At 38.0% G+C, this 24424-nt stretch carries 16 protein-coding genes and 1 pseudogene; 8 read left to right on the top strand and 9 right to left on the bottom strand.

The window, feature by feature from the left end:
• A pseudogene (locus FJR38_RS28570) lies at positions 1-359 on the top strand (metallophosphatase); the annotation flags it as partial.
• Positions 360-555: 196 nt separating this feature from the next.
• Here the strand turns inward: FJR38_RS28570 and FJR38_RS14960 are convergent.
• The 3 genes from FJR38_RS14960 to FJR38_RS14970 all read right to left on the bottom strand — a co-directional run bounded on the left by FJR38_RS14960 (position 556) and on the right by FJR38_RS14970 (position 4709).
• Positions 556-804, bottom strand: a complete 249-nt coding sequence (locus FJR38_RS14960) for a helix-turn-helix domain-containing protein (protein WP_168537910.1) — start codon at positions 802-804, stop codon at positions 556-558.
• A gap of 1413 nt (positions 805-2217) precedes the next feature.
• The gene (gene devC / locus FJR38_RS14965; protein ID WP_174764018.1) at positions 2218-3393 is read right to left on the bottom strand and encodes an ABC transporter permease DevC; all 1176 of its coding nucleotides are present in this window, start codon (positions 3391-3393) and stop codon (positions 2218-2220) included.
• A 119-nt stretch (positions 3394-3512) separates the two neighbouring features.
• On the bottom strand, positions 3513-4709 hold the full coding sequence (locus FJR38_RS14970; RefSeq protein ID WP_168537912.1) for an ABC exporter membrane fusion protein: 1197 nt from the start codon (positions 4707-4709) through the stop codon (positions 3513-3515).
• Positions 4710-5483: 774 nt separating this feature from the next.
• Between FJR38_RS14970 and FJR38_RS14975 the strand changes: the two genes are divergently transcribed.
• Complete coding sequence (locus FJR38_RS14975) at positions 5484-6101, top strand: TetR/AcrR family transcriptional regulator (RefSeq protein WP_168495431.1); 618 nt, start codon at positions 5484-5486, stop codon at positions 6099-6101.
• Positions 6102-6121: 20 nt separating this feature from the next.
• Here the strand turns inward: FJR38_RS14975 and FJR38_RS14980 are convergent, their stop codons facing one another.
• Both FJR38_RS14980 and hemL read right to left on the bottom strand, forming a co-directional pair.
• Positions 6122-7747: a serine/threonine-protein kinase gene (locus FJR38_RS14980; RefSeq protein WP_168499370.1), complete on the bottom strand. Its 1626-nt coding sequence runs from the start codon at positions 7745-7747 to the stop codon at positions 6122-6124.
• Positions 7748-8168: 421 nt separating this feature from the next.
• Positions 8169-9467, bottom strand: coding sequence for a glutamate-1-semialdehyde 2,1-aminomutase (hemL, locus tag FJR38_RS14985; RefSeq protein ID WP_168499368.1), 1299 nt, complete (start codon positions 9465-9467; stop codon positions 8169-8171).
• Positions 9468-9740: 273 nt separating this feature from the next.
• On the opposite strand from hemL, the gene hisIE reads away from it, so the two are divergent.
• Entirely contained in the window at positions 9741-10391 is a 651-nt protein-coding gene (hisIE, locus tag FJR38_RS14990) for a bifunctional phosphoribosyl-AMP cyclohydrolase/phosphoribosyl-ATP diphosphatase HisIE (protein WP_168499366.1), read from the top strand.
• A 145-nt stretch (positions 10392-10536) separates the two neighbouring features.
• Here hisIE and FJR38_RS14995 read toward each other — a convergent pair whose 3' ends face one another.
• From FJR38_RS14995 to FJR38_RS15005, 3 genes are all read right to left on the bottom strand, one after another.
• The gene (locus tag FJR38_RS14995; protein ID WP_168537914.1) at positions 10537-10995 is read right to left on the bottom strand and encodes a hypothetical protein; all 459 of its coding nucleotides are present in this window, start codon (positions 10993-10995) and stop codon (positions 10537-10539) included.
• Positions 10996-11094: 99 nt separating this feature from the next.
• Complete coding sequence (locus tag FJR38_RS15000; protein WP_168537916.1) at positions 11095-14121, bottom strand: valine--tRNA ligase; 3027 nt, start codon at positions 14119-14121, stop codon at positions 11095-11097.
• A gap of 269 nt (positions 14122-14390) precedes the next feature.
• The gene (locus FJR38_RS15005; RefSeq protein ID WP_168537918.1) at positions 14391-14669 is read right to left on the bottom strand and encodes an RNA chaperone Hfq; all 279 of its coding nucleotides are present in this window, start codon (positions 14667-14669) and stop codon (positions 14391-14393) included.
• A 163-nt stretch (positions 14670-14832) separates the two neighbouring features.
• Here FJR38_RS15005 and dapF point away from each other — a divergent pair, with 163 nt between their 5' ends.
• From dapF to FJR38_RS15020, 3 genes are all read left to right on the top strand, one after another.
• Positions 14833-15672 carry a diaminopimelate epimerase gene (gene dapF / locus FJR38_RS15010; protein WP_168537920.1) on the top strand — a complete coding sequence of 280 codons (840 nt, stop codon included), beginning with the start codon at positions 14833-14835 and terminating at the stop codon, positions 15670-15672.
• 200 nt (positions 15673-15872) lie between these two features.
• Complete coding sequence (gene msrA, locus FJR38_RS15015) at positions 15873-16538, top strand: peptide-methionine (S)-S-oxide reductase MsrA (RefSeq protein WP_168537922.1); 666 nt, start codon at positions 15873-15875, stop codon at positions 16536-16538.
• Positions 16539-16762: 224 nt separating this feature from the next.
• Complete coding sequence (locus tag FJR38_RS15020; protein WP_168537924.1) at positions 16763-17860, top strand: Gfo/Idh/MocA family protein; 1098 nt, start codon at positions 16763-16765, stop codon at positions 17858-17860.
• Between the two features lie 305 nt (positions 17861-18165).
• Here the strand turns inward: FJR38_RS15020 and FJR38_RS15025 are convergent, their stop codons facing one another.
• The gene (locus FJR38_RS15025; protein WP_168499343.1) at positions 18166-19110 is read right to left on the bottom strand and encodes a serine hydrolase; all 945 of its coding nucleotides are present in this window, start codon (positions 19108-19110) and stop codon (positions 18166-18168) included.
• A 319-nt stretch (positions 19111-19429) separates the two neighbouring features.
• On the opposite strand from FJR38_RS15025, the gene FJR38_RS15030 reads away from it, so the two are divergent.
• Both FJR38_RS15030 and FJR38_RS15035 read left to right on the top strand, forming a co-directional pair.
• Positions 19430-20737 carry an ATP-binding protein gene (locus FJR38_RS15030; protein WP_168537926.1) on the top strand — a complete coding sequence of 436 codons (1308 nt, stop codon included), beginning with the start codon at positions 19430-19432 and terminating at the stop codon, positions 20735-20737.
• A gap of 132 nt (positions 20738-20869) precedes the next feature.
• A partial coding sequence (locus FJR38_RS15035; RefSeq protein WP_174764019.1) for a hypothetical protein occupies positions 20870-24424 on the top strand: 3555 nt, incomplete at its 3' end.

The raw sequence follows: 24424 nt of genomic DNA on the forward strand, positions 1-24424 counted from the left end.
ATGGTTCAACAATGGGTGTAAATGACGAACTGACCCCCGATACGCCCCCCATTCAAATGCTAGATAGATTATCACGAATGCAAGCAAATAACCTGTTTTGCGGTCGTTCTGGGTTAACTTTTCAGTATCAGTTACAAGCTGGATCTATTACCAGTGAAATCACTACCCTAGATCGTCAATTGTCTCCCCAAACAATCACCGTTACCCCCCGTCAAGTCATAGGAGTGGGAAATGTGGGACGAACACCAGGAGAAGCAACCTATACTCTCTACAATCCGGAGACAAATCAGGTGAAATTTCAAACTGTGTATTACGGAAATAGCAAAGGGTTTCAAAAGCAGTTACAGGCTACAAAATAGATATCAAGGAAAAAGACACAAACATTTTTTCCTATTCCCTGATAAACTAAATACCTGTTGATAACAGCACAGAGCTATAGCGGTTATCGCCCTTGATGCAATACAATTGAGGGCGCAGACCCTGCGCCCCTACAGAGTTTGCGATTGGCTGACTGTATCTCACAAAGAGTGCATACCGCTATATTATTCTTGTCTGTCAGACTTCATGATTGTTAGATGTTTTCCGTGTATTAATCACTTTTCCCCTTTCTTTCAGAACTCTTCGGAGTCGGTCAGCACTCAAGTAAACTTGTCGCTCAGAAGCTAGTTTTTTGGCTAGTTGTTTAGAGTTATAAGTCTGTTGTGGTTCTTGAAATAAACAGTTCTCCAAATACTCTAAATCATCCTCTGAATAGCGGGGTTTTCCTCCTCGACCTGGAGCATCCCATAATCCTGCTAAACCCATCTTTTTCCCAACGGTGTAGAGTCTGACGGACTGTAGAAATCGCCCAGTTTAGACCTTGAGCAATTTGCTCGTTTTTTTAATCCGCGAGCGTTCAACAGTAGAACCTGAGCGCGATCTTTCGTTCGCTGAGGAATACTTGTAGCTCTTCTCAACTCTTCTAATGTGAGCTTTTCCTCATCAGTTAAAAAAATTCTCAGACGACATCCCATAGGCGTTGTGCTTTAATTAAAGTAGTTGGTACGCTGATGTATGTTTCTGCCTATATACTTGTAAAGACAGTATATAGTAACACAGTATATTTTATATAAGCCACAAAGACTTTCTTGGCTGTAGTGTAGTCGTAAATATCCTCTGGAATTATTTTTAGTCTGCAAAGATATGAACATACCATCAGATAAAATGTCAAGTACGTTACATAATATTAGTAATAAATAATTTTAATACTAAGTATTGTAATGCTGTCTCATCAGTGCTTCCAATAAATTGATCTGGTTCAACATATTAAAGCGAAAAAAAAGGTTTGGTGTGATAACCAAACCTCCATAATTGCTGTGCTTAACAACGTACTTAATTAATTTAATGCTACTCTGCTGACAGATCATCTTCCTGGAGGATGTGTCCAAATTTCCCTAAAGATGATAGAGAGTGATAAAGATACATATTAACCAATTACCTGAAAAATGAAAAAAGCTTGGGTGTTAAGCCAAGCCTTTGTATATACCAGGTGTTTACCATATACAGTTACTTTAAACCCTAAATTATTCCGATTCATCTTCCTTTAAGGTGTGTACAAATTTAAGAAAATCTGATATGGCGGATATTTAATAATGTTGATTATTTTTTTGTTCTCAAATAAATTCAATCTTTTCTGATGGTTTACCTGTTACCTGAAAATAAAAAAAAGACCCTGAAATTATTTTCAGGGTGCATACACGTTTTTCAGGCATTAATAAAGTTAAGATTACTCAATCTCAATAAATAGTTCTACTACCTAAAGTAGAATTAAATCAGATTTTTATGGGTTTAGTGGATAAAAAGTTACATTTAACATAAAAAAGGCTTGGCGATTTACCAAGCCTACATATATACCAAGTGTTTACCATAGTTGGTTAATTTACATTAATTGATGCTGATATTCATCTATCTGGAGGATGTGTATAAATATTCTAAAAGCTGTTAAGGAGTGATGAACAACGAGGCTGCTGTCCGCTTTTTGAAGATTTTTTAAGCTAACTTTATATGAGTGTTTTCAGACTCTAAATATGGCAAAAAAAAAGGTTTAGCATTCAAGCTAAACCCTCATAGAAAGCAGTTATTCGACACACCAGGATTAATGTAAATCTACTTTTATTTATCTGCATCTTCCTGTAGAGTGTATTTAGTTTTCTCCGACTATGATATGAACTCAACTATTTAAAACATATCCGCAGGATCGGCAGATTGCAGTTTACTTGTAGCGATCGCTCCCGAAATAGCACACATAATTATAGTTAACAATAAAACTTGTAAACCACGGATTATCGTCATATACATAGGTAAATTAGTGGCTGTTCGCGTGAGTTGATAAAGTCCTAATGAGACAGCAACTCCGGGGAAAAATCCCAAAGCTGCTAAAATTAAAGCTTCTTCCAAAACTATAGTCAGTAAATAGTAATGACGATATCCCATAGCTTTAAATGTTGCATATTCTCGCAAATGGGCATTAACATCTGTGGAAAGCACTTGATAAACAATAATTACCCCAACTACAAACCCCATTGATACACCGAGATTAAAAATAAATCCAATCGGGGAATTACTACTCCAAAAGTTATTTTCAAACTCAATAAATTCGCCACGGGTGAGAACCTTTACATCATCTTTCAGATAAGCCTTTAATTGGGCAACAACATCATTAATTTTATACCCTGGCTTGACTTTAACTAAACCGATACTCACACTGCTTGTAGGTTGTCTGGCAAATATTTGAGAGAAGTTATTAGCACTAGTAATCAAGCTACCATCAGCCGCAAAGGAAGCACCTATTTTAAATAAACCACCAATCGTAATTGTACTACCATTAATTTCAGTTGTGACAGTTTTACCTTCTTGAATTTGCTGAATAGCCTCTTGATATTCTCCTCTAGCAGCCCGATCAAATAAGACTGTATTTGGTAATTTAATCTTATGTAATTGTTGATTTATTTCTGGTAAATCAAAAGCTGGTTTATCTGGATTGATACCAATAATTAACACTCCTGTTTCTAAGCGTGTTTGGGGATTCTTCCAAATAATATGGTTACAATACATAGCCTCAGCCGATTTTACCCCTGGTACATCCATTGTTTGATAAAGTCGTCTTCTAGAAAACGTAGACATACTTTGTAGACTCCGGGCTTGAGGACTGATCAGAATAATATCAGCTTGTAAACTCCGATGTAATCGAGTATTACTATCATATAAAGCAGTTTGAAAACCTAACTGCATAAACATGAGAACATCAGCAAAGGCAATTCCTGATACTGCTACCAGTAAGCGACTTTTTTCATGACTAAGTTGCAACCACCCCAATGGTGTGCGTCGTTGCAATTGTTGAAAAATAGGAATCATAGGAATTATAGGAGTCAGGACACAAGAAGAAGGAAGAAGAAATAAATAAACAAATAAAAAAGAATGATTTAGAATCGTTTTAATTAGTAGTTAATCAGCAACTGACAACTGACAACTGACTAAATACTAATAATTACCTTAACTTGCATATTGGTAAAGTTGGCTGCTTGCTGACTAGAAGCTTTATTTAATCGGATATGGACTTTTATTACCCTATTATCAATATTGCTTGAAGGATCTGTATTCGTCAGGTTTTGTTTTCTTACCTGTAAACCTATTCGTTCTACTTCTCCCTGCAATTCTTGAGGAAAAACATCACCAACTATTCGCACCTGTTTTCCTGGCATAATTTTGGTAATATCACTTTCGTAAATTTCCGCAACTACATACATCTGACTCGTTTTACCAATGTCAGCAATGCCATTATTAGTAATTAATTCTCCTGGACGAGTGTGGATTTCAATTATTTGTCCATTTTGAGGAGATTTTACATAAGCTTGTTGAAGATTAATAGTGGCTTTGTTGACTACGGCTTCGGCACGATTTAATTCGGCGATCGCAGCCTCAACATCTACTTTCCTCACTTCAGAAATTTGATCTAGTGTGGCTGAAGCTTCTTTGATTCTTTGTTGGCTACTTAATTGCAGTTGCTTTAATTGTGATTTTCCAGCTTGTAGGCTTTTTTTGGCCGTTTCTAAGTTCAAGTTTTTACTATCTTTTTGGGAAGCGGAAATTGCTCCTTCTCGATATAATTCTTGGTAACGTTTATTCTCGGCTTCAGCATTGATTAATTCAGCTTGCAATTTTTCTACAGTGGCTGTTTGAGTATCTATGTCACCTTGGCTTTCTACTGCTAATCTCTCAATTATGGCTTTTTGCGCGGTAATTTCTCCCCTTTTAGCACCTGCTTGAATCCGGGCTATGTTAGATTGAATTACCTGTACTTCGGCTTTGGCTTCTGTTAATTCTGCTTGCAGGCGATCGCTATTATCTAAAATAGCAATTACCTGTCCAGCTTTTACCATCTCCCCCTCTCGTACCAATATCTTCTCTACTCGACTCCCTTCCCCAGATATCGCCGCTGATAGTTTAATCACTTCCCCCTCTGGTTCAATTCTTCCTAAGGCTGTGACTGTTTTGATCTCAGGCATTGCGATCGCCGGATTTGCTGGTTTTTGATGATCTACATCCCGAAACTTTAGTACAGTAAAAATACTGATACTAGCTACAGATAAAGATGCCAGCATAGTTATAGCGATCGCTAATCGGAGAATGGACTGAGAAGATAATGATCCTTGTAGCTTATGGTTCTGCACAACCGCATACCTTTTCAGTGCTTTCAAATTTAATTAATGAAAAATGCAAATCCTTAAATAAGTGCGGTAGAAGACACAAATTCCGGCTACCCTAAAAATGTCAGTGCTAAACTAAACGGTTTAGTTTAAAAAAACTACAAATCCTTAAATAAGGTGAAGTAAAAAACACAAATCCCCAAAATCCTGAAAACGTGATAGCTAAACTAAACGGTTTAGTTTAAAAAAACTATAAACTTAACGGAGTAGTTTAGTCAAGTTATTGCGTTACAGATTACAAAACTAATTCCAGATTTTTGATGACAACGAACATTTATAGATGATATGCCGGAATAATAAGTAGGATCGTTAGCTGATGACAGTTTCCGTGAAAATAGTATATTCTAGACTAAACGGTTTAGTTTAAAATTCTCTCAACCTAGCCCAGCTACAGCAGATTGCAGATCAATGAGGTACAGAATCTAAATTGAAACCTATACACAAAGTCAGTTTTTGTCCAAGTAGGGGCGAAGCATTCGGACGATAATTTATCGGTTTTTCCCAGTAGGGGCGAAGCATTCGGGCGACAAATTCTCGGTTTTTCCCCAAGTTTATTTTCCGAATGCTTCGCCCTTACACCGAATGCTGATGCTTCCAGCACACTCTGCGAACGCCCTTATATTAAATGCTGATGCTTCCAGTCCCCATCAGGGATACACCCTTACGACTTCCGACTTCTGCTGTATGTCATTACAGCAAGTACAACTCTGATCAAAACTTTAACAGGAAGATTTAAAAATGGTTCGCCCAAAAACTGGGGATATTAATCGCTCAAATTCAACAGATAAAATAGAAAAGATTCTCCAGGGAGCAATGCAGGAGTTTTTGATACATGGCTATTCAGGAACAAGCATGGATCGAGTAGCCGAAGCTGCGGGAGTTTCTAAAGCAACAGTATATAGTTACTTTCATGATAAAGTCGGACTATTTAGCGCCCTGATTGAGCAATTAGCTAGAAAGCGATTTCAGTCAATTTTTGGCCAGTATTCCCTAGCAGGAGAACCCTATACTGTGCTACGGGGGTTAGCAAAAACAGCATTGGAGCAAATGACTACAGATCCTGAATATTTAGCATTTGAGCGCGTGTTAATCGGGGAATCGGTGCGCTTTCCAGAGTTAGCTAAAGTTTTTATTCGTTCTATAGCTAAACCAGCTATTGAGACAATTAGTAAATATTTAGCATCTCACCCAGAACTAAAAATACCTGATCCAGAAGCCACCGCCAGAGTGTTAATTGGTTCTTTAGCACATTTTGCCATAACGCAGCAAATCTTATATGGTGATGAAATTATCCCCATGGAGAGCGATCGCCTCATTGATGCTTTAACCCATTTAATCGTCAATTGTGCCGAATGACAACTGACAATTGACTCCTCTTAAAACAAACCCCTTTTACCACTAGGACGCACAGTTAGCCAATTAGTTTTAGCTAATGCCAATTGCTCATCAGTTACCTTAGCACCAGTCAGATTAGCACCACATAAATTAGCCCCTCGGAGATTAGCATTACTCAGATAAGCATGACTCAGATCCGCACCTCTGAGGTCTGCACCTTCTAAATCAGCATGACTCAGATAAGCCTTTGTTAAATTAGCATCCTTAAAATTTGTTCGCGTCAAACTAGCTCTACCAAAATCAGTATTGTGAAGATTAGCTTCTTGGAGATTAGCTTTTTGCAATTGCGCCCCATGAAAATTAGTTCCTGATAAATCAGCATTAGGTAAACTGACCAGATTGAGATTATAGGTAGCAAAATCACGCCTACCTTTACTATAAGCAGCCAGTAGACTTTGAGAATCTAATTTGCGTCCTACAGAAGAACCACCACTATTATTACTATCTCCAGATATTGATCTAGATATAGATTCCCTTCTCTGAATTGGTTTTTGTTGCCATTCATTTCCTGCTGATGACTTCTCTCTCCTAGCGCGAATTGCAGCCGCTATCTTGGCCACACCATCATTTTTATTACTGACAGAAGGATTAGGATTATTACTTGTAGGCGGAAAGAAATCAATATTTGAGTTGCTTTGTCTGTTATGTGTTGGTTCTGGCGCTGATCCAGATGGTTTGGATAGTAAACCTTGAGCTAAACTATCTAAATATGGTTCCATATCCAAAGCTCTCAGTACATCTTGTGCTACTTGATAGCGATTACGGACCGAAACCTCTAACATTTTCTTCAATACTGTGGTCAAATGATCACTGATATCAACTAGATGCTCCCACATCATGTCGCCTGTGGTGGGATTATATTCTAAATCTTTAGGAATTTTGCCACTGAGTAGATAAATACAAGTTACTCCCACAGCGTAGATATCACTCGAATAAACAGGACGCATGGCCATTTGTTCTGGAGGTGCAAAACCAGGAGTCCCAATTGCATAAGCTGTTAAAGCCGTTTGTCCTGATTGACTCGCCGTAATTTGGTTGACTTGGTTTTTAACAGCACCAAAATCAATCAATACCAATCGGGCATCTTGAGAACGACGGATTAAATTAGCAGGTTTAATATCTCGGTGAATTACCTGCTGCTCATGGATATATTGTAGCAACGGGATGATTTCACTTAAAAATTGTCTAACTCCTGCCTCACTATAAACACCATTTTTTTTCACCTCTTGTTGGAGAGTAAAACCGCTAATATATTCTTGAACTAAATAAAATTGCCCATTATCTTCAAAATAATCTAGCAGCATTGGTATCTGTGGATGATTACCAATTTTTCCTAGTGTTTCCGCCTCTCTTCTAAACAGTTCCCGCGCCATTTGCAATATGTACGGGGTTGTCCCTGACGGACGTAATTGCTTAATTACACAAGGAGGTTTTCCTGGCAGGTGTTCCTCAATTGCTAAAAATGTTGCACCAAAACCACCTTGGCCTATTGGTTTGACCACCCGAAAGCGATCGCGCAAAAGTAATTGTGAGCCACAAGCCTGACAGCTTTGACTAGAGGCTGAATTTTTGGGATTTGGACAGGTGGGATTTACGCAGTAGCTCATGCACTGTCAACTCGCTGCACGAAGGATAACGGGGCTAATCATGCTCTTATTACATTATTAAGAGCAAATTCAAATTTCTGCTAGGTTATTTATGCTGGAAATATGATAAACATTCTCATTTCTTCTAGATTATCTCACCAAAGTAATACAAAAACCGTAAAGATAGTTAAGTATTTATTAGTAAATCTTCATGGAAAATATATACATATCAACTGTATTTGTTGTCGCTCTCCATTCTGGAGTAAGGAGCAGGGGCTATAGCAATAGTATTTGAATTTTGAAAAGATCCTAGTATTTGTAGGGTGCGTTATCACTTTGCCTAAAGCACCCTACGTATCTTATCAGGAATACAAAAATCAAATCTTAGTCATATAGAGAGCAGAAAGAGAACCTTGATCTTTAATAATTCCCTATTCCCTATTTACAGACCAGATAGCACATCTTTTGCAGCAGCTAATGTCTGTTCAATGTCTTCTTGAGTATGAGCCAAAGAAGTAAACCCAGCTTCAAATTGAGACGGTGCTAAATAAATACCATGCTCTAACATTCCGCGATGGAAACGACCAAATTTAGCTGTATCAGCCTTTTTCGCATCTTCATAGTTGTTAACTGGTCCAGCAGTAAAAAACAGACCAAACATTGCACTAATATTTCCGCCACAAGCAGCATGACCAGTATCTGAGCAGACTTTTAGCAATCCATCAGCTAACTGTTTAGTAATTTGTTCTAAATACTCATAAGTACCGGGTTTGCGTAGTAATTCTAGGGTTTTAATCCCGGCTGTCATCGCTAAAGGATTACCAGATAGAGTTCCAGCTTGATAAACTGGACCTGCGGGGGCAACCATTGACATGATCTCGCGGCGGCCACCATAAGCGCCTACTGGTAAACCACCACCAATTACCTTACCAAGGGTGGTTAAATCGGGAGTAATGCCAAATTTTGCTTGTGCGCCACCATAAGCAATCCGGAAGCCTGTCATGACCTCATCAAAGACTAATAGTGCGCCGTTTTCTTGGGTAAGTTCCCGTAGTCCAGCTAGGAAACCGGCATCAGGGGTAATGAAGCCAGCGTTACCAACTACGGGTTCGAGAATTACACCAGCGATTTCGTTGGGGTTTTGTGCAAATAAGGCTTTTACTGCTTCTAAATCGTTGAAAGGCGCAGTTAAGGTACTAGCTGTGACGGCTTTGGGTACTCCTGGTGAGTCGGGTAAACCCAGAGTAGCGACACCAGAACCAGCTTTTACCAAGAACATATCAGCGTGTCCGTGATAGCAACCTTCAAATTTGATGATTTTTTCTCTGTTTGTAAAGGCTCGCATCAGGCGTAATACGGCCATACAGGCTTCTGTGCCAGAATTCACAAATCTCACCATTTCGATGCTAGGAACAGCATCAATGACCATTTCTGCTAATACATTTTCTAATACGCAAGGAGCGCCGAAGCTAGTTCCTTTATCTAGGGCTGTGTGCAGTGCGGAAATTACTTCTGGATGAGCATGACCACAAATAGCTGGCCCCCAAGTACCAACATAGTCAATGTATTTGTTGCCGTCTACATCCCAAATATATGCGCCGTTAACATGATCGAAAACTATGGGTTGTCCACCCACCGATTTAAAAGCGCGGACTGGAGAACTCACTCCTCCGGGCATGAGGTTTTGAGCAGCGGCAAAGATTTCTTGTGATTTTGTGGTTTTAATTGAGGTGTTTACCAAGGGTATCTCCTATTAAGTGGTGATTAAAATTGAGCTTCTCTCTTAGGATAGGGTGAAAAGCTGCTCAGAATTTCTATGGTACAGAATTAGCTGAAAATGGTATCGTGAGTCAAAGAATTATTGTGATGAGAGTAAGTAGGTGAACCGAAAAATTTAAAGGTATGCGAAGAAAAGTAAAATCGCCCAAAACTCTCTTCCTGTTCCCTGTTCCCTGTTCCCTGTTCCCTTGCCCCAGTGACAATTTTTAACGCCAACCTACTTAAATTAACTGATATGTCTTTTTCTGAACTAAGATCGCTCAAATCTGCTATCCCTGTGGACAAAATTCGCTATGATCATCAAGGTTTAGTGCCGGCAATTGTCCAAGATTATTTGGATGGGGCTGTGCTAATGATGGCTTGGATGAATCAGGAATCTTTACAAAAGACTTTGGAAACTGGGGAAACTTGGTTTTGGAGTCGTTCTCGTCAGGAATTTTGGCATAAAGGTGGAACTTCTGGACATATTCAGAAGGTGCAAAGTATTCGTTATGACTGTGATAGTGATGCTCTATTGATTGGGGTGGAGCAGTTGGGTGATATTGCTTGTCATACTGGAGAACGTAGTTGTTTTCATCAAGTTGATGGTCAGGTTGTAGCACCACCAGGGGATAGTTTATCACAGTTGTTTGCCGTGATCCGCGATCGCCGTGATCATCCCCATGAAGATTCCTATACCTGTAAATTATTGGCTGGTGGCGATAATAAGATTTTGAAAAAGATTGGTGAGGAAAGCGCCGAGGTAGTTATGGCTTGTAAAGATGATGATGCTGATGCGATCGCTGGTGAAGTAGCAGATTTGTTTTATCATACTCTTGTAGCTTTAGCACATCATCAAGTTGATTTAAAAGCAGTTTATCGCAAGTTACAAGAAAGAAGAAAGTAATTGGTGATTGGTAATTGGTGATTGGGTAATTTTCTTTCTTTTTTCTGAACTCCTGACAACGGACAACTAACAACTGACAACTGACAACTAACAACTAACAACTGACAACTGACAACTGACAACTGACAACTGACGTTAAATAAATTTATCCTTCAATTTGTTCATTACCATTTCTTTCGCGTTTTAGGCTTTCCTCTAAAGCCTCTATTTGTTCACGACGGGCTTCTAATTCCAAACTACGCCGGGCTAAATCTTGATTTTGTAAAGTTAAATTTTGCTGCCAATTTTCCACTTTTTCTGCTTCTTGCTTGAGAAAATCAGGAGTAATTCCATTAGCAAGATAAATTTGCACAAGATGAAGTACCCAATTAGTAGCATCTGTAATTTTTTCAATTTCACCAGTCGCAGAAAGTTCAACTAACACCAATAAGTTATTACTCATGATGTTTTCCTTTTCTAAAAGAATTGCAGTTTCTATGGATAACGTCACCCTATCGCTATCAGCAATGATAATCCAAAGATGTTCTGATTCTTGACGGACTAATAAACGTAATTGATATTGATCTAAAAAATTATCTTTATGTATTTGGGCAAGATATAGCATAATTTTAATTTACTTCCAATAAAACATTTGGGGATGGGGGATAAATTAATTCAAAATTTTGAATATTGAATTGTTTATTTTTCCCCAAACCACCATCAGCTATACTAAACTACGCAGTCTATCGCGTAAAATTTCTGCTTGTTTTTCAGCTTCTGCCAATGTAACCCTAGCACTCTTTACCACATCTGGGGGTGCTTTATCCACAAACTTAGAATTACTTAATCTAGCAGTCAAAGATTGGGCTTCCGCTTCCGCTTTTTGTAAGCTTTTCTCAAGTTTGGCACGGACAACTTCAATATCCACAACACCTTTTAAGGGGATTACTACCTGTACAGTCCCGACAACACCAGCAATGGAATTTTCTTTTTCCTGGGGTGCAGTTGGTGGTAATTCTGGTTCAGTTACTGGTTCACTTGGTGGAAAGTATTTTGTAAATAACTCTTGTCTTGCTTCTGCATTGAGTAAATAGCGAACAACAAACCACGCTACATAACCCAACCCAATTATTTCAAAGCTAGTACCAAAGAAGGGAATATCTAGTGCTGTATTACCAACAAATACAGCTACTCGCAAACTGATAAGCGCAACAACTGTTAAAGCAATGATTTTTATTCCACCCCAATATTTATTATCTTCAACCTTTGCAATCTCTTCGGGAATAACAACAGGATTAGCATCAACGATTGTTAAAGTTTCCACTTTGGCTAAATCTTGAATATAAGCCTGTCCAGCAGTGAGAATAAACCTTTCACTTTCGCTTTCACTTTGCAAATTAGCCGTAATTTTTACCCCTGGTTTAATATCAGCTTCTGCCCGTAAATTGCGAATTGTGCGAATTGTACCAATTAATAAATCAAACTGGGTTTCCAATGCTGAATCAATCAGATTGTAATCTGGTTTAGGATAAGACTGTAAAGGTAAAAGTTGGGGATTTTCTGTTGGTTGTTGAGTAAGAGTTTGCCAAATTTCCTCAGTAATATGGGGCATAAAGGGATGGAGTAATTTTAAAATCCCTTCTAAAATATAGGCAATGATTTGTTGGGCAATTTTACGAGATTCGGGATTTGCATCTTTCTGTAATCTGGATTTAACTAATTCAATATACCAATCACAGAAATCACCCCAAATAAATTCATAAAGTCCTTTAGCGGCTTCCCCTAAACCATAATTATCAATGTCATGATTAGTTTGTTTAACAACTTGGTTAAAACGGGAAAGAATCCACTTATCACTTAATTCTGTAGGAACTGGTTGACCTAATTGGACTGGAGTTTGTCCATCCAAATTCATCATCACAAATCGGGCAGCATTCCACAACTTATTAGCAAAATTGCGAGAAGCTTCTACAGAGATAGATTCATCTTTTTTGCGGTCATATTCTAAACGAATATCTTGACCAGCCCCAGCTACTTCTTTAATTAAGGTAAAGCGTAAAGCATCAGTTCCATATTTGGCAATCAACAATAAAGGATCAATTCCGTTATTTGCCGATTTCGACATTTTCTTATTATTTTCATCTCTGACTAAACCATGAATGTACACAGTTTTAAACGGCATTTTTCCGGTAAAATGTGTTCCCATCATCGTCATTCTGGCTACCCAGAAAAAGATAATATCAAAACCAGTAACTAAGGTAGTAGTGGGGTAATATGTTGCTAAATCTTGGGTTTCTTCCGGCCAACCTAAAGTAGAAAATGGCCAAAGTCCCGAAGAAAACCAAGTATCTAAAACATCGGGGTCTTGTGTTAATTTCACATCTTCCCCAAATTGGGCTTTGGCTTTTTCTAAAGCTTCTGCTTCATTGCGGGCGACAAAATAAGGGGTGGAGTCGGTGATTTCTCCTTCTGTTTCGCTGACAGCATACCAAGCAGGGATTTGATGACCCCACCACAACTGACGAGAAATACACCAATCACGCAGATTTACTAACCAATCACGATAAACTTTAGACCAACGTTGGGGAACAATTTCGGGGGAATTTTGAGTATCGAGAAAATCTAAGGTTTTATCAGCCAGAGGGCGGATTTTCACAAACCACTGAGTAGAAAGCAGAGGTTCAACAGGGACTTTACCGCGATCGCTATAAGGTACTGTATGTTTATATTCTTCAACTTTGACTAAAACGCCATCAGCCTCTAATCTAGCTACAACATTTTTTCGCGCCACAAAGCGGTCTTGACCTTGAAACTCACCCGCATTTTCATTCAGTGTGCCGTCCTTGTTCATAATATTAATGAACGGCAAATCATGACGTTTCCCCATTTCAAAATCATTGGGGTCATGTGCCGGTGTCACCTTCACGCAACCCGTCCCAAAAGTTGCGTCCACCAATTCATCACCAATAATGGGGATTTCCCGGTTCATAATTGGCAAAGTCAGAGTTTTCCCAATCAGGTGTTTATATCTGTCGTCATTGGGGTTAACCGCCACACCCGTATCACCTAACATGGTTTCGGGGCGAGTTGTCGCCACTTCTAGAAAGCCAGAACCGTCGCTGAGGGGATAACGGAAATACCACAGATTCCCATTTACTTCCTTGGGTTCTACTTCTAAATCAGACACCGCCGAACCAGAAGCGGGACACCAATTGACTAAATAGTTACTGCGATGAATTAATCCTTCTTCATGCAGGCGAATAAATGCTTCTAAAACAGCTTTTGATAAACCTTCATCTAATGTGAAGCGTTCCCTTGTCCAGTCAACAGATACACCTAAACGTTTTAACTGATTAATAATTGTCCCACCGGATTCTGCTTTCCATTGCCAAGCCCGTTCTAGAAACTTTTCCCGCCCTAAATCATGGCGAGTTTTGCCCTCGGCTTTGAGTTGCTTTTCTAAAATCGTTTGCACTGCAATGCTGGCGTGGTCAGTTCCCGGTAGCCAGAGGGTGTTACGTCCTTTCATGCGGTGGTAACGCACCAGGGTGTCAATGATAGCCCCTTCAAAGGCGTGACCCATGTGCAGACTGCCAGTCACGTTAGGTGGAGGGATAACGACGCAGTATGGTTCGCCTTTGTGGTTGGGGTCAGCTTTGTAAACTTGATTGTCTTCCCAAAATTTTTGCCATTTGGCTTCTGTGGAGAAGGCTTCGTAAAGACTGGGGAGATTTGGAATAGTTACGGTCATGCTGGGAATAGTAATTGTATGACAACTTTACTAAATTTTGCCACAGCCTTGGAAAACCTTTATCATCAGTGGGAAATTTGACAGAAGAAGCAGGGGGAAAAGATTAAGTAACCAAAAGTTTAAAGTAATTAGGACTTACGCAAAATATCTCTCAAACTCTCTTTGACTTCGTGTTCTTCGTGTCTTCGTGGTTCGTTTATTTGAGTAATTTATTTTTTGGAAGTTTATAACTAACTACCTGACCTCTCACAGAAGCCAGGTATCTAAATTTATACAGCCGCAACTTCAACATGGACATCGTGGGGGACTAAGCTTCTTTCCGATACCATATCACCTAAAGGTTTGATATAGGCGATCGCCTGTTTCCACACCATAATTTGCTCATTATTGCCATCAAAAACACATATACAATGGTGGTCTTGCCAAAATATTCGACCTGTAATTAGATCACCAGTCATTAACCGAAATTCGACTGTGATTTTTTCTTTAATACACTTTTGTATTTGACGAATGCTAGGTAATGAAGTATCAAATTGATTATTTGCCATGTTTATTTGAACTATAGGTAAAAGTTAACCACCAATAATTGACAATTGACAATTGACAATTGACAACTAACTACTAACAACTGACTACTGACCACTAACAACTGACAAATTACCCAGTTTTTTAATAAAATTAATGAATCTTTGATAATTCATTTAAAGCAAAATGGCAATCGAATTTACTAAGTATCACGGACTCGGTAATGATTTTATCCTCATTGATAACCGTTCCTCATTGACACCAGTATTGACACCAGAGAAAGCGGTACAGTGGTGCGATCGCCATTTTGGGATCGGTGCTGATGGTGTTATTTTCGCACTTCCTGGACAAAATGGCACTGACTACACCATGCGGATTTTTAACTCCGATGGTTCAGAACCGGAAATGTGTGGAAATGGGATTCGCTGTTTAGCCGTATTTCTGACAGAATTAGAAGGCATTGCCCGTACCAAAGATACCTATCGTATTCATACTTTAGCAGGTGTAATTACAACCCAACTCACAGATGATGGTCAAGTCAAAGTGGAAATGGGTGAACCTCAATTATTAGCGGGGGAAATTCCCACTACTCTTGCACCTAGTGAATTTAAAGTCATTAATCAACCCCTGGAAGTAGCCGGCAAAACCTGGGATGTTACCTGTGTCAGCATGGGAAACCCTCACTGTATCACCTTTGTCGAAGATGTCGCTGCTATTAACTTAGAAAGCATCGGTCCCCAATTTGAAAATCATCCCGTATTTCCTAAAAAAACCAACACCGAATTTATTCAAGTTGTTAATCGTAACTACTTGAAAATGCGCGTTTGGGAACGGGGGGCAGGAATCACCCTAGCTTGTGGAACAGGTGCTTGTGCATCCTTGGTAGCTGGAGTATTGAACGATAAATGCGATCGCACTGCAACTATCGAATTACCCGGTGGACTCCTAGAAATTGAATGGTCAGAAATTGACCAACGCATCTACATGACAGGACCTGCACAGCGAGTATTTACAGGCAAATATTAAGCCATTAAGTTGATAATTGGCAATTGATAATTGAAAGCCTCTCCTCATAAAGAAAAAAGGGAATTGTCAATTATCAATTGTTCATTGTCAATTGTTGAAACTCTACTTATCAGTTAAAAACTGAATACACGCTACAACTAGCTACAAAAATCTTTACAATAAAGAAGAATAGCAATCATACATAATACAAATTAAAAACAATGGGAATATTCGGATTTGGGAAAAAGTCAGCTATGCCTACATCTGACCAAGCATTACCAGGACGGAAAGAAGTAATGCGAGTACCTGCAAATCATTATGTCAACAAAAACCCCCTCAAAGCACCTTTTCCCGCAGGTTTAGAAACCGCCATGTTTGGTTTAGGCTGTTTTTGGGGTGCAGAACGCAAATTTTGGCAATTGCCAGGAGTTTACAGCACTGCGGTAGGTTATGCGGCTGGTTACACACCCAACCCTACCTATCAAGAAGTTTGTAGCGGTATGACAGGTCATAATGAAGTAGTATTAGTTGTGTTTGACCCCAAAGTAATTACCTATTCCCAACTACTGAAAGTTTTCTGGGAAAGCCACAACCCTACCCAAGGAATGCGTCAAGGTAATGATAGTGGTACTCAATACCGTTCAGGTATTTATGTCTATTCCGAGAATCAAAAACAACTAGCAGAAGCATCACGAAATGCTTATCAATCAGCAATCAGTGATGCAGGTTATGGTAAAATTACCACAGAAATTTTAGATGCACCTGAATTTTACTACGCTGAAGAATACCATCAGCAATATTTGGCCAAAAACCCCGGTGGTTATTGCGGTTTAGGTGGTACTAATGTCGCTTGTCCGGTGGGTATTACTGAAGCTTCAGTCAATTAAATTCCAACGAACAACTACAATTGAGGGCGCAGACCCTGCGCCCCTACAGATTTTATTAGGACTTACGCACAAGTCATGAAGGAATGAACCACGTTCGCGAAGCGTCCCGTTAGGGATAGGAACGAAGGACACGAAGAAAAGAGGGTTTCAGAGATATTTTGCGTAAGTCCTATTTATAATCATCAATGGTTACAATTATTAAGTAAATTTAGCAGAAATTGAACATGATTGGGGTAGCAGTTGTTGGGACGGGATTTGCTCAAAAAGTTCACATTCCCGCGTTTCAAGCACATCATAATACAGAAGTTGTTGCTGTTTATCATCGAGATATTAATAAAGCTCAAACTATCGCTGCAACTCATAATATTTCCTATGCTGGCGACAATTTAGCAGCAGTTCTAGCTTTACCAACAGTTCAAGCTGTCAGCATTTCCACACCGCCATTTTTACACTATGAAATGGCTAAACAAGTTTTAGAAGCTGGGAAACATCTCTTATTAGAAAAACCCATAACTTTAAATGTCACTGAAGCTAAAGAATTATATCAATTAGCCAAAAATAAAGGTGTAGTTGCAACTGTAGATTTTGAATTTCGTTTTATTCCCGAATGGCAATTTTTTGCTCAACTTCTTTCTACAAATTATGTAGGAAATATTCGGTTAATTAAAATTGATTGGTTGGGTTCTTCTCGCGCTGATACTTCTCGTCCTTGGAATTGGTATTCTACTCAAGAAAAAGGTGGTGGTGCATTAGGTTCTTTAGGTTCTCATGCTTTTGATTATATTAATTGGTTATTTGGTGCAGTTGGCAAATTAAACGCCCATTTAATTACTGCTATTTCTGAACGAATTAATCCAGAAACTGGGAAATTACAACCAGTTGATAGTGATGATACTTGTCTATTATCTTTGGAATTAGTAAATGGTACACCTTGCCAAGTTTCTATTAGTGCAGTTGTTCATGCACCTCGAACTCATTGGATAGAAGTGTATGGGGATAAGGGGACTTTGGTTTTAGGTAGTGATAATCAAAAAGACTATATTCACGGTTTTCGGGTTTGGGGTTCTCAAGCTGGTGAACCTTTACAAAAAATAGAAATTCCGTCACAATTTCTCTTTCCTCAACATTATCATGATGGACGGATTTGTGCTTTTCTTCGTGTTGTTGATGAATGGGTAAAGGGAATTACTAATAATCAAGAGATTGTACCTTCTTTGCGAGAAGGGATTTATTCTCAATTATTAATGGACTTATCCCATGAATCTCATAATTCGGGAAGTTGGGTAAATGTGCCAAGTTTGGATGAGGTTTTAAATTGGTAATTGGTGATTGGTGATTGGTGAATAAATTGCTGTTTTCATCCTAATAAGAGCGAAGCATTCGGGTTATCAATTATCCATTTTTGTCTAAGAGGATGTTTTAAAAGTTTATGGCGATTAGAAATCGCTACTACACAAACAAAGTCCACCTTCGTGGACTAACGAAAAATTGAGAGTTTGAAACCCATGAAGATGGGTTTTGTCTGTGTAGCCGCGACTTATAGTCGCCAAGGCAAGTAATAAATTAGATTTTTAAAACAACCTCTAAGGCTATTTTCCGAATGCTTCGCCCCTACTAACGGCTAATATTATCTTGATAAATTGCTAACTGCTTCTGCAATTTGGCTAGAAACAAATGGTAAAATTTCCCGGTTTTTAGCTTGCTCTTTTCCTTCTGTAAATACTACTAACACATAAGGAGGTTGATCTGGTAATTCAATATATGCCGCATCATGGCGGACAGAGCTTGTCCAACCTGCTTTTGACCAAATTTGACCATTTTCCGGTAATCCACCGCCTAAGAAGCCTGTAACTTGGTCTTCTTCCACATCTTGGGGTAAGGCATCAGCTTGAATACTGCGTTTGAGTAAATTCATCATAGTTTGCGATCGCCCACTGGACACAGCCACCCCACCCACGATACTATGTAATAATCTCGCAGTGGCATCTGTCGTCAGCATATTCCGATTTTCAAACATTTCTCCATAAAAAGCCCTTTCTCTTCCATAAGGACCATCACCCCAAGTTTTTTGACAGACATTAATCGCTTTGACTTCTTCCCACCCCAAGGACTGGTAATAGCGGTTAATAATCTGACGCTGATATTTCCAGGTTTCAAAGGGTCCAGGGGTTAATTGGGGACCAGAAGTAGTACCACTGAGGATATCAACAATTAAACTAGTAGCATCGTTGCTAGACTCGACTATCATATCAGTCAAGGCTCGGTTTAATTCTCCCGAACTGTGACTCATGCCTTTTTCTAGCCATTCTTGCACGACTACCAAATAAAATAATTTCACCACACTAGCAGGATAAATCCGTTCTCCTCCACGATAGCTAAATCCCCGCACTGGGTGTTCCCAAAAAGCCTTGGGAGTCAATGCACCACCTGTATTAACAGGGACTGGAGGATCATACACAACCCAAGTAAGTGCTATTTGATTAGGTGCTAAAGTCGGAAATTTTGCCCAAGTTGCCCCTAAAATTTGATTACCAAGATTTTCTAGTTGTTCGTCTTTATTAAAAAAAACCATTTGCTAATAATTTCCTTATGGTAAGCAGTTCTGCATTTACACTGTATACCCTAAATCAGTCTCAATACTTGTCGGTTAAGCTCAAAATAATAAAATTATGTAAGTTGCGTTAAGGAAGGTTCACGAAGTGTGGCGAAGCCATAACCCAACATTTACAAGGGTTTGTTGAGAGGGCATCCTTAACCGCCAAAATATGTAAAAATCTTTAATTTACCTGCATTTTAGTTGATCAGGAGTCTATTTACTCGCTTAATCTTAGCATTGCTTGTATACTTACTGAAGTAGTAACAATGATTAGGCTCATTTCAGGTAATGTATCATGACTTTTGATTTAACAAGATTTTATCAAGCTTGCAACCCGAATAAAACTCTTGATAAAAGCAAAGCTGAAGATAGACAATACTATATTGATTTTTCTGAAGTGCGGGGTGCAGAAATAATTAGAGAATTAAAAAGAACTATTACCTTGCTTTCTCCAGAATCACCAACTTGTCAATTATTTACAGGACATATTGGTTGTGGGAAATCTACAGAGTTGCTGCGGTTAAAAGCAGAATTAGAAGAACAGGGATTTCATGTAGTATATTTTGAGTCTAGCCAAAGTTTAGATTTAGCTGATATAGATATTACAGATATTTTACTAGCCATAGCTAGAGAAGTTAGTCAAAGTTTAGAATCTGCACAAATTAAACTCAAACCAGGATATTTTCAAAATCTATTTACAGAAATAGCTGAACTTCTACAAACTCCCCTAGATATTGGTGTGGAAGCGGAATTATCTGTGGGTATTGGCAAAATTACCGCCAAAACTAAAGATAGTCCCAAACTGCGTAGTCAACTACGACAATTTTTAGAACCCCGCACCAATGGCATTTTAGAATCAATTAACAAGGAATTACTCATACCAGCAAAAGAAAGGCTGAAAAAACAAGGTAAAGCTGGTTTAGTCGTCATCATTGATAACCTCGATAGAATAGATAACGCACTGAAAGCAAATGGTCAATATCAACCAGAATACTTATTTGTAGAAAGGGGTGAACAGTTAAATAAATTAAACTGTCATGTAGTTTATACAATTCCTCTAGTTCTCATATTTTCTAACGCATTAGGTAGATTAACAAATCGCTTTGGAGTAGACCCCAAAGTATTACCAATGGTAGCAATAAAACAGAGAAATGGGACAGAGTATCAAGCAGGAATTAAACTCCTACAACAAATGATCATAGCTAGAGCTTTTCCTGGAGTAAATGCAGAAGAAGAAATCCAAAATTCAATTACCAAAATTTTTGATAGTCCTGAAACATTAGAACGACTTTGTAAAGTTAGCGGTGGTCATTTGCGTAATTTGTTAATGTTATTATTTCGCTGTTTGCAAATGGAAGATGTACCACTTTCTCGCAAATGTGTAGAAACAGTCATCAAAAAACGTTGTAATGAGTTAAGTTTAGCAATTACACCTGATGAATGGGAATTATTAAAAGAAGTATGGAAAACCAAAACCTATAGAGGTGAAGAACAATATGATATCCTACTTCGCAGTATGTTTGTCTTTGAATATCGAGATGAAGAAGGTTCTTGGTTTGATATTAATCCAATTTTGATAGAATCAAAGGAATTGATGGAATAAATCATCACACCGCGTAATGAAACATTAATTCCAGTCCCCCTCCTCGCTTGCGGGGAGGGGTTAGGGGTGGGGTGTTATGGCATACTTGCGTGTACACTGGATTAAAACAGTTTCAAATTAGCAATTAACATCATGAATAATCAAGAAAGTCCTCCTGAAAATAATGATAACTCCCTCAGAACTATATCAAGAGCAATTAATTTTTCACAAGGTCAATTATCACTGATTTTCCTCCGCTGCAATTATGCTCAATTACGTCAGCAAATAGCAGCACAACTTAAAGAAGTTTCTCCTATATCCATTAGAGAAATTACCTTACCAGAATCAGCTAAAAGTCTCTATGATAATATAGCTCAAGAATTGGGAAACGAACAACCACAAGCTTTGATGATTTATGGTTTAGATTCTGTTCAAAACATTGACAGAATTTTGAGTTTATCTAATCAAATCCGCGAAGAATTTAGAAAAAACTTTCCCTTTCCTATTTTGATTTGGATAGATGATCAAATTCTCAAAAAAATAATTAGAGTTGCACCAGATTTAGAAAATTGGGGTAGTATCATGGACTTTGAAAATGATACTGAATATTTAGTTAATCTACTGCAAGAAACAACAGCAGAAATCTTTAACCATGACGTTATTCCTACTCCTCAAGTTTACAAAGAAATAGAAGCTGCAAGTCGAGATTTACAAAACAGAGGAGAAGACATAAACCCAGAAATCCAAGCAGGTTTAGATTTTATTTTTGGTTTATGGGAATATCAACAAGATCATGTAGATGATGCCTTAGTTTATTATCAGAAAAGTCGAGAGTTTTGGCAAGCAAATAATAATTTAGAACGTTACGGTATTCTCTTAATTAAAATAGCTTTAGCTTATAGACGAAAAGCAGAAATAAGTAATAGTCAAGATCAACAAAATTGGCCAATAGCTACTGCTAGAACTTATTTACAAAAAGCTTTAGAAATATTTAGACCAGCGGAAAGATTGGATTTATTTGTTGAAGCTATCAACCTTTTAGGGGAAATATTAAGACATCTCAAAGCATGGGAAGATTTAGAAATTCTGGCTGAAACATATTTGCAATCCTATAATAGTCTTTCTCCTAGAAGAAAAGATATTGTGAATATTCCACAGTCGCTGATATTAAAAGCAGTTAGGGGGTTAGGTCAAAATTATGGATTTCTTGCAGAAGTAGCATTAGAAAATAAAGAATGGCAAAAAGCAAAGGAACACGCACAGCAAGCATTAGACATTTTAAATTCAATTCCTAATTTACCATCTCATGAATTTGCTTTATATCGCTTATTACTAGCGCGTTCTCAGGTTGGTTTAAAAGAAATTTCCACAGCAATTCCAACTTTAGAAACCGCTAAAAATCAAAGTCATCCTCAATATGATCCTAAATTATATATTGCTATTTTAAAAGAATTAAATTCTCTATATTTCCAAGAAAAACAATATTTAAAAGCCTTTAATCTTAAACAAGAACAATTACAAATTGAACAACAATATGGTTTTCGGGCTTTTGTTGGTGCATCATATTTAAACCCCCAACGCAAAGTTATTAATACTGAAAATCCAGAAGTTGAAAATATAGGCACAATTGCACAAGAAATATCCGCTTCTGGAAGAGGAGAAGATGTAAAACGGTTGTGGATAAAAATTGCGGGAAATGAACATAAATTAATTGTCATTCATGGACAGTCTGGAGTCGGTAAAAGTTCCATTTTACAAGGTGGTTTAATTCCTGCACTCCAACAAGAAACTATTGGAGGAAGTGACGTTTTACCGATACTTTTACGGGTTTATACAAATTGGGTAGAAATTTTAGGAGAATCTTTAAAATCAAATGTAGGGACAATTCATGAATTACCCCTACACTCTACGGATACAATTATTCAACAATTGCGAAATAATGAAAAAAGAAATTTATTAACGGTTTTGATATTTGATCAATTTGAAGAATTTTTCTTTGTGAATAATAACCAAAAACAAAGAAAACCATTTTATGATTTTTTACGAATCTGTTTAGATATTCCTTTTGTGAAAATTGTGCTTTCCTTGCGGGAAGATTATTTACATTATTTATTAGAATTAGACCGTTTGGTTGATTTAACAGTTACTAATAATAACATCCTTGATAAAGATATTCGTTATTATTTGGGTAACTTTTCCAAAGCAGACGCTAAAGCTGTGATTAAAAGCCTCACGGAAAAAACACGCTTTTATTTACAAACAGAATTAATTGATGAATTAGTCAAAGACTTAGCAGGAGAAATTGGAGAAATTAGACCAATTGAATTACAAATAGTTGGTACACAATTACAAACTGAACAAATTACAACTTTAGATAAATATAGAGAATTTGGTAAAGCAAAATTAGTTGAAAAATTTTTAGAAGATGTTATTAAAGACTGTGGTGAGGAAAATGAAAAACTAGCAAGATTAGTTTTATATTTACTCACAGATGAAAATGGAACAAGACCTTTAAAAACTCATGCTGAATTAGCAGCACAGTTAGCAACAGGAATTGAGAACCTGGATTTAATTTTAAATATTTTCGTTGCGTCGGGTTTGGTGTTGATGTTACCAGAATCACCTGCGGATAGATATCAATTAGTGCATGATTATTTAGTTGATTTTATTCGTCAACAGCAGGGAAATGAGTTATTAGCGAAATTAGCTAAAGCCGAAGCTGAATTAAAACAGGAACAGGAAGCAAGACAAATAGTAGAAAATGCTAAAATTCAAGCTGACGCACAAATTAAAGAAGGGCAAAAAAGATTAAAATTAAGTTCTGGGTTAGCTGTGGGGTTAGTAGTAATTTCTGGTATTGCTGCGGTTTATGGCATAAATCAGTTTAGCGAAACTGCAAAAGCCAAAAGTGAACAAAATAAGTTACAAGAAGAAAATCAAGAATTAGCAAAAGAAACGAAAAATCTAGAATTAATATCTAAACAGGCAGAAAATAATAAAAAAGTAGCAGAAACTAAACTTCTGCAAGCAACACAGGAAACTCAAGAAGCACAAAAAAGTTTATCAACAGCTAAGAAAACTTTAGCAGCAGCAAATAAACAAGCAGCAATTTTAAAACAAACAAATCAGGAAGCAGAAGTCAAAATTCAAAATGCTAATGCTAGTGTGAAAATTGCCGAAGAAAAATCACGAACAGCAGCAGCACGACAACGGGAAGCTATTTCTCAATCTCAAAAAGCTGAGGAAACTCGCCAAAAGGCACAAGCTGCCCTAACAAAAGCAGAAGAAGCGACAAAAAAAGCTGAAACAGAACAGAAAGAAGCACTACAGGGAACAAACCTAGAACGAGCAGGAGTTAATTCTTTAAGACAATTTGAATATGAAGCTTTACCATCTTTGGTGTCTGCAATTAAGAACGGCAAAGAACTCAAAAATATAGTTAAAGATGGTCGTCCTTTAGAAAAATACCCAGCCATTAGCCCTATTTATGCCCTAAATACTATTGTTGACAATATTAAAGAGCGTAACCAATTGCAGGGGCATCAGGGTTTAGTCTATAGTGTGAGTTTCAGCCCCGACGGCAAAACCATCGCTACGGCATCAGATGACAATACAGCGCGTTGTGGAACTTGCAGGGCAACTGATTCAGGAATTGCAGGGGCATCAGGGTCCAGTCTGGGGTGTGAGTTTCAGCCCCGACGGCAAAAC

This window comes from Anabaena sp. UHCC 0253, from assembly GCF_009712085.1.
Classification (GTDB): domain Bacteria; phylum Cyanobacteriota; class Cyanobacteriia; order Cyanobacteriales; family Nostocaceae; genus Dolichospermum.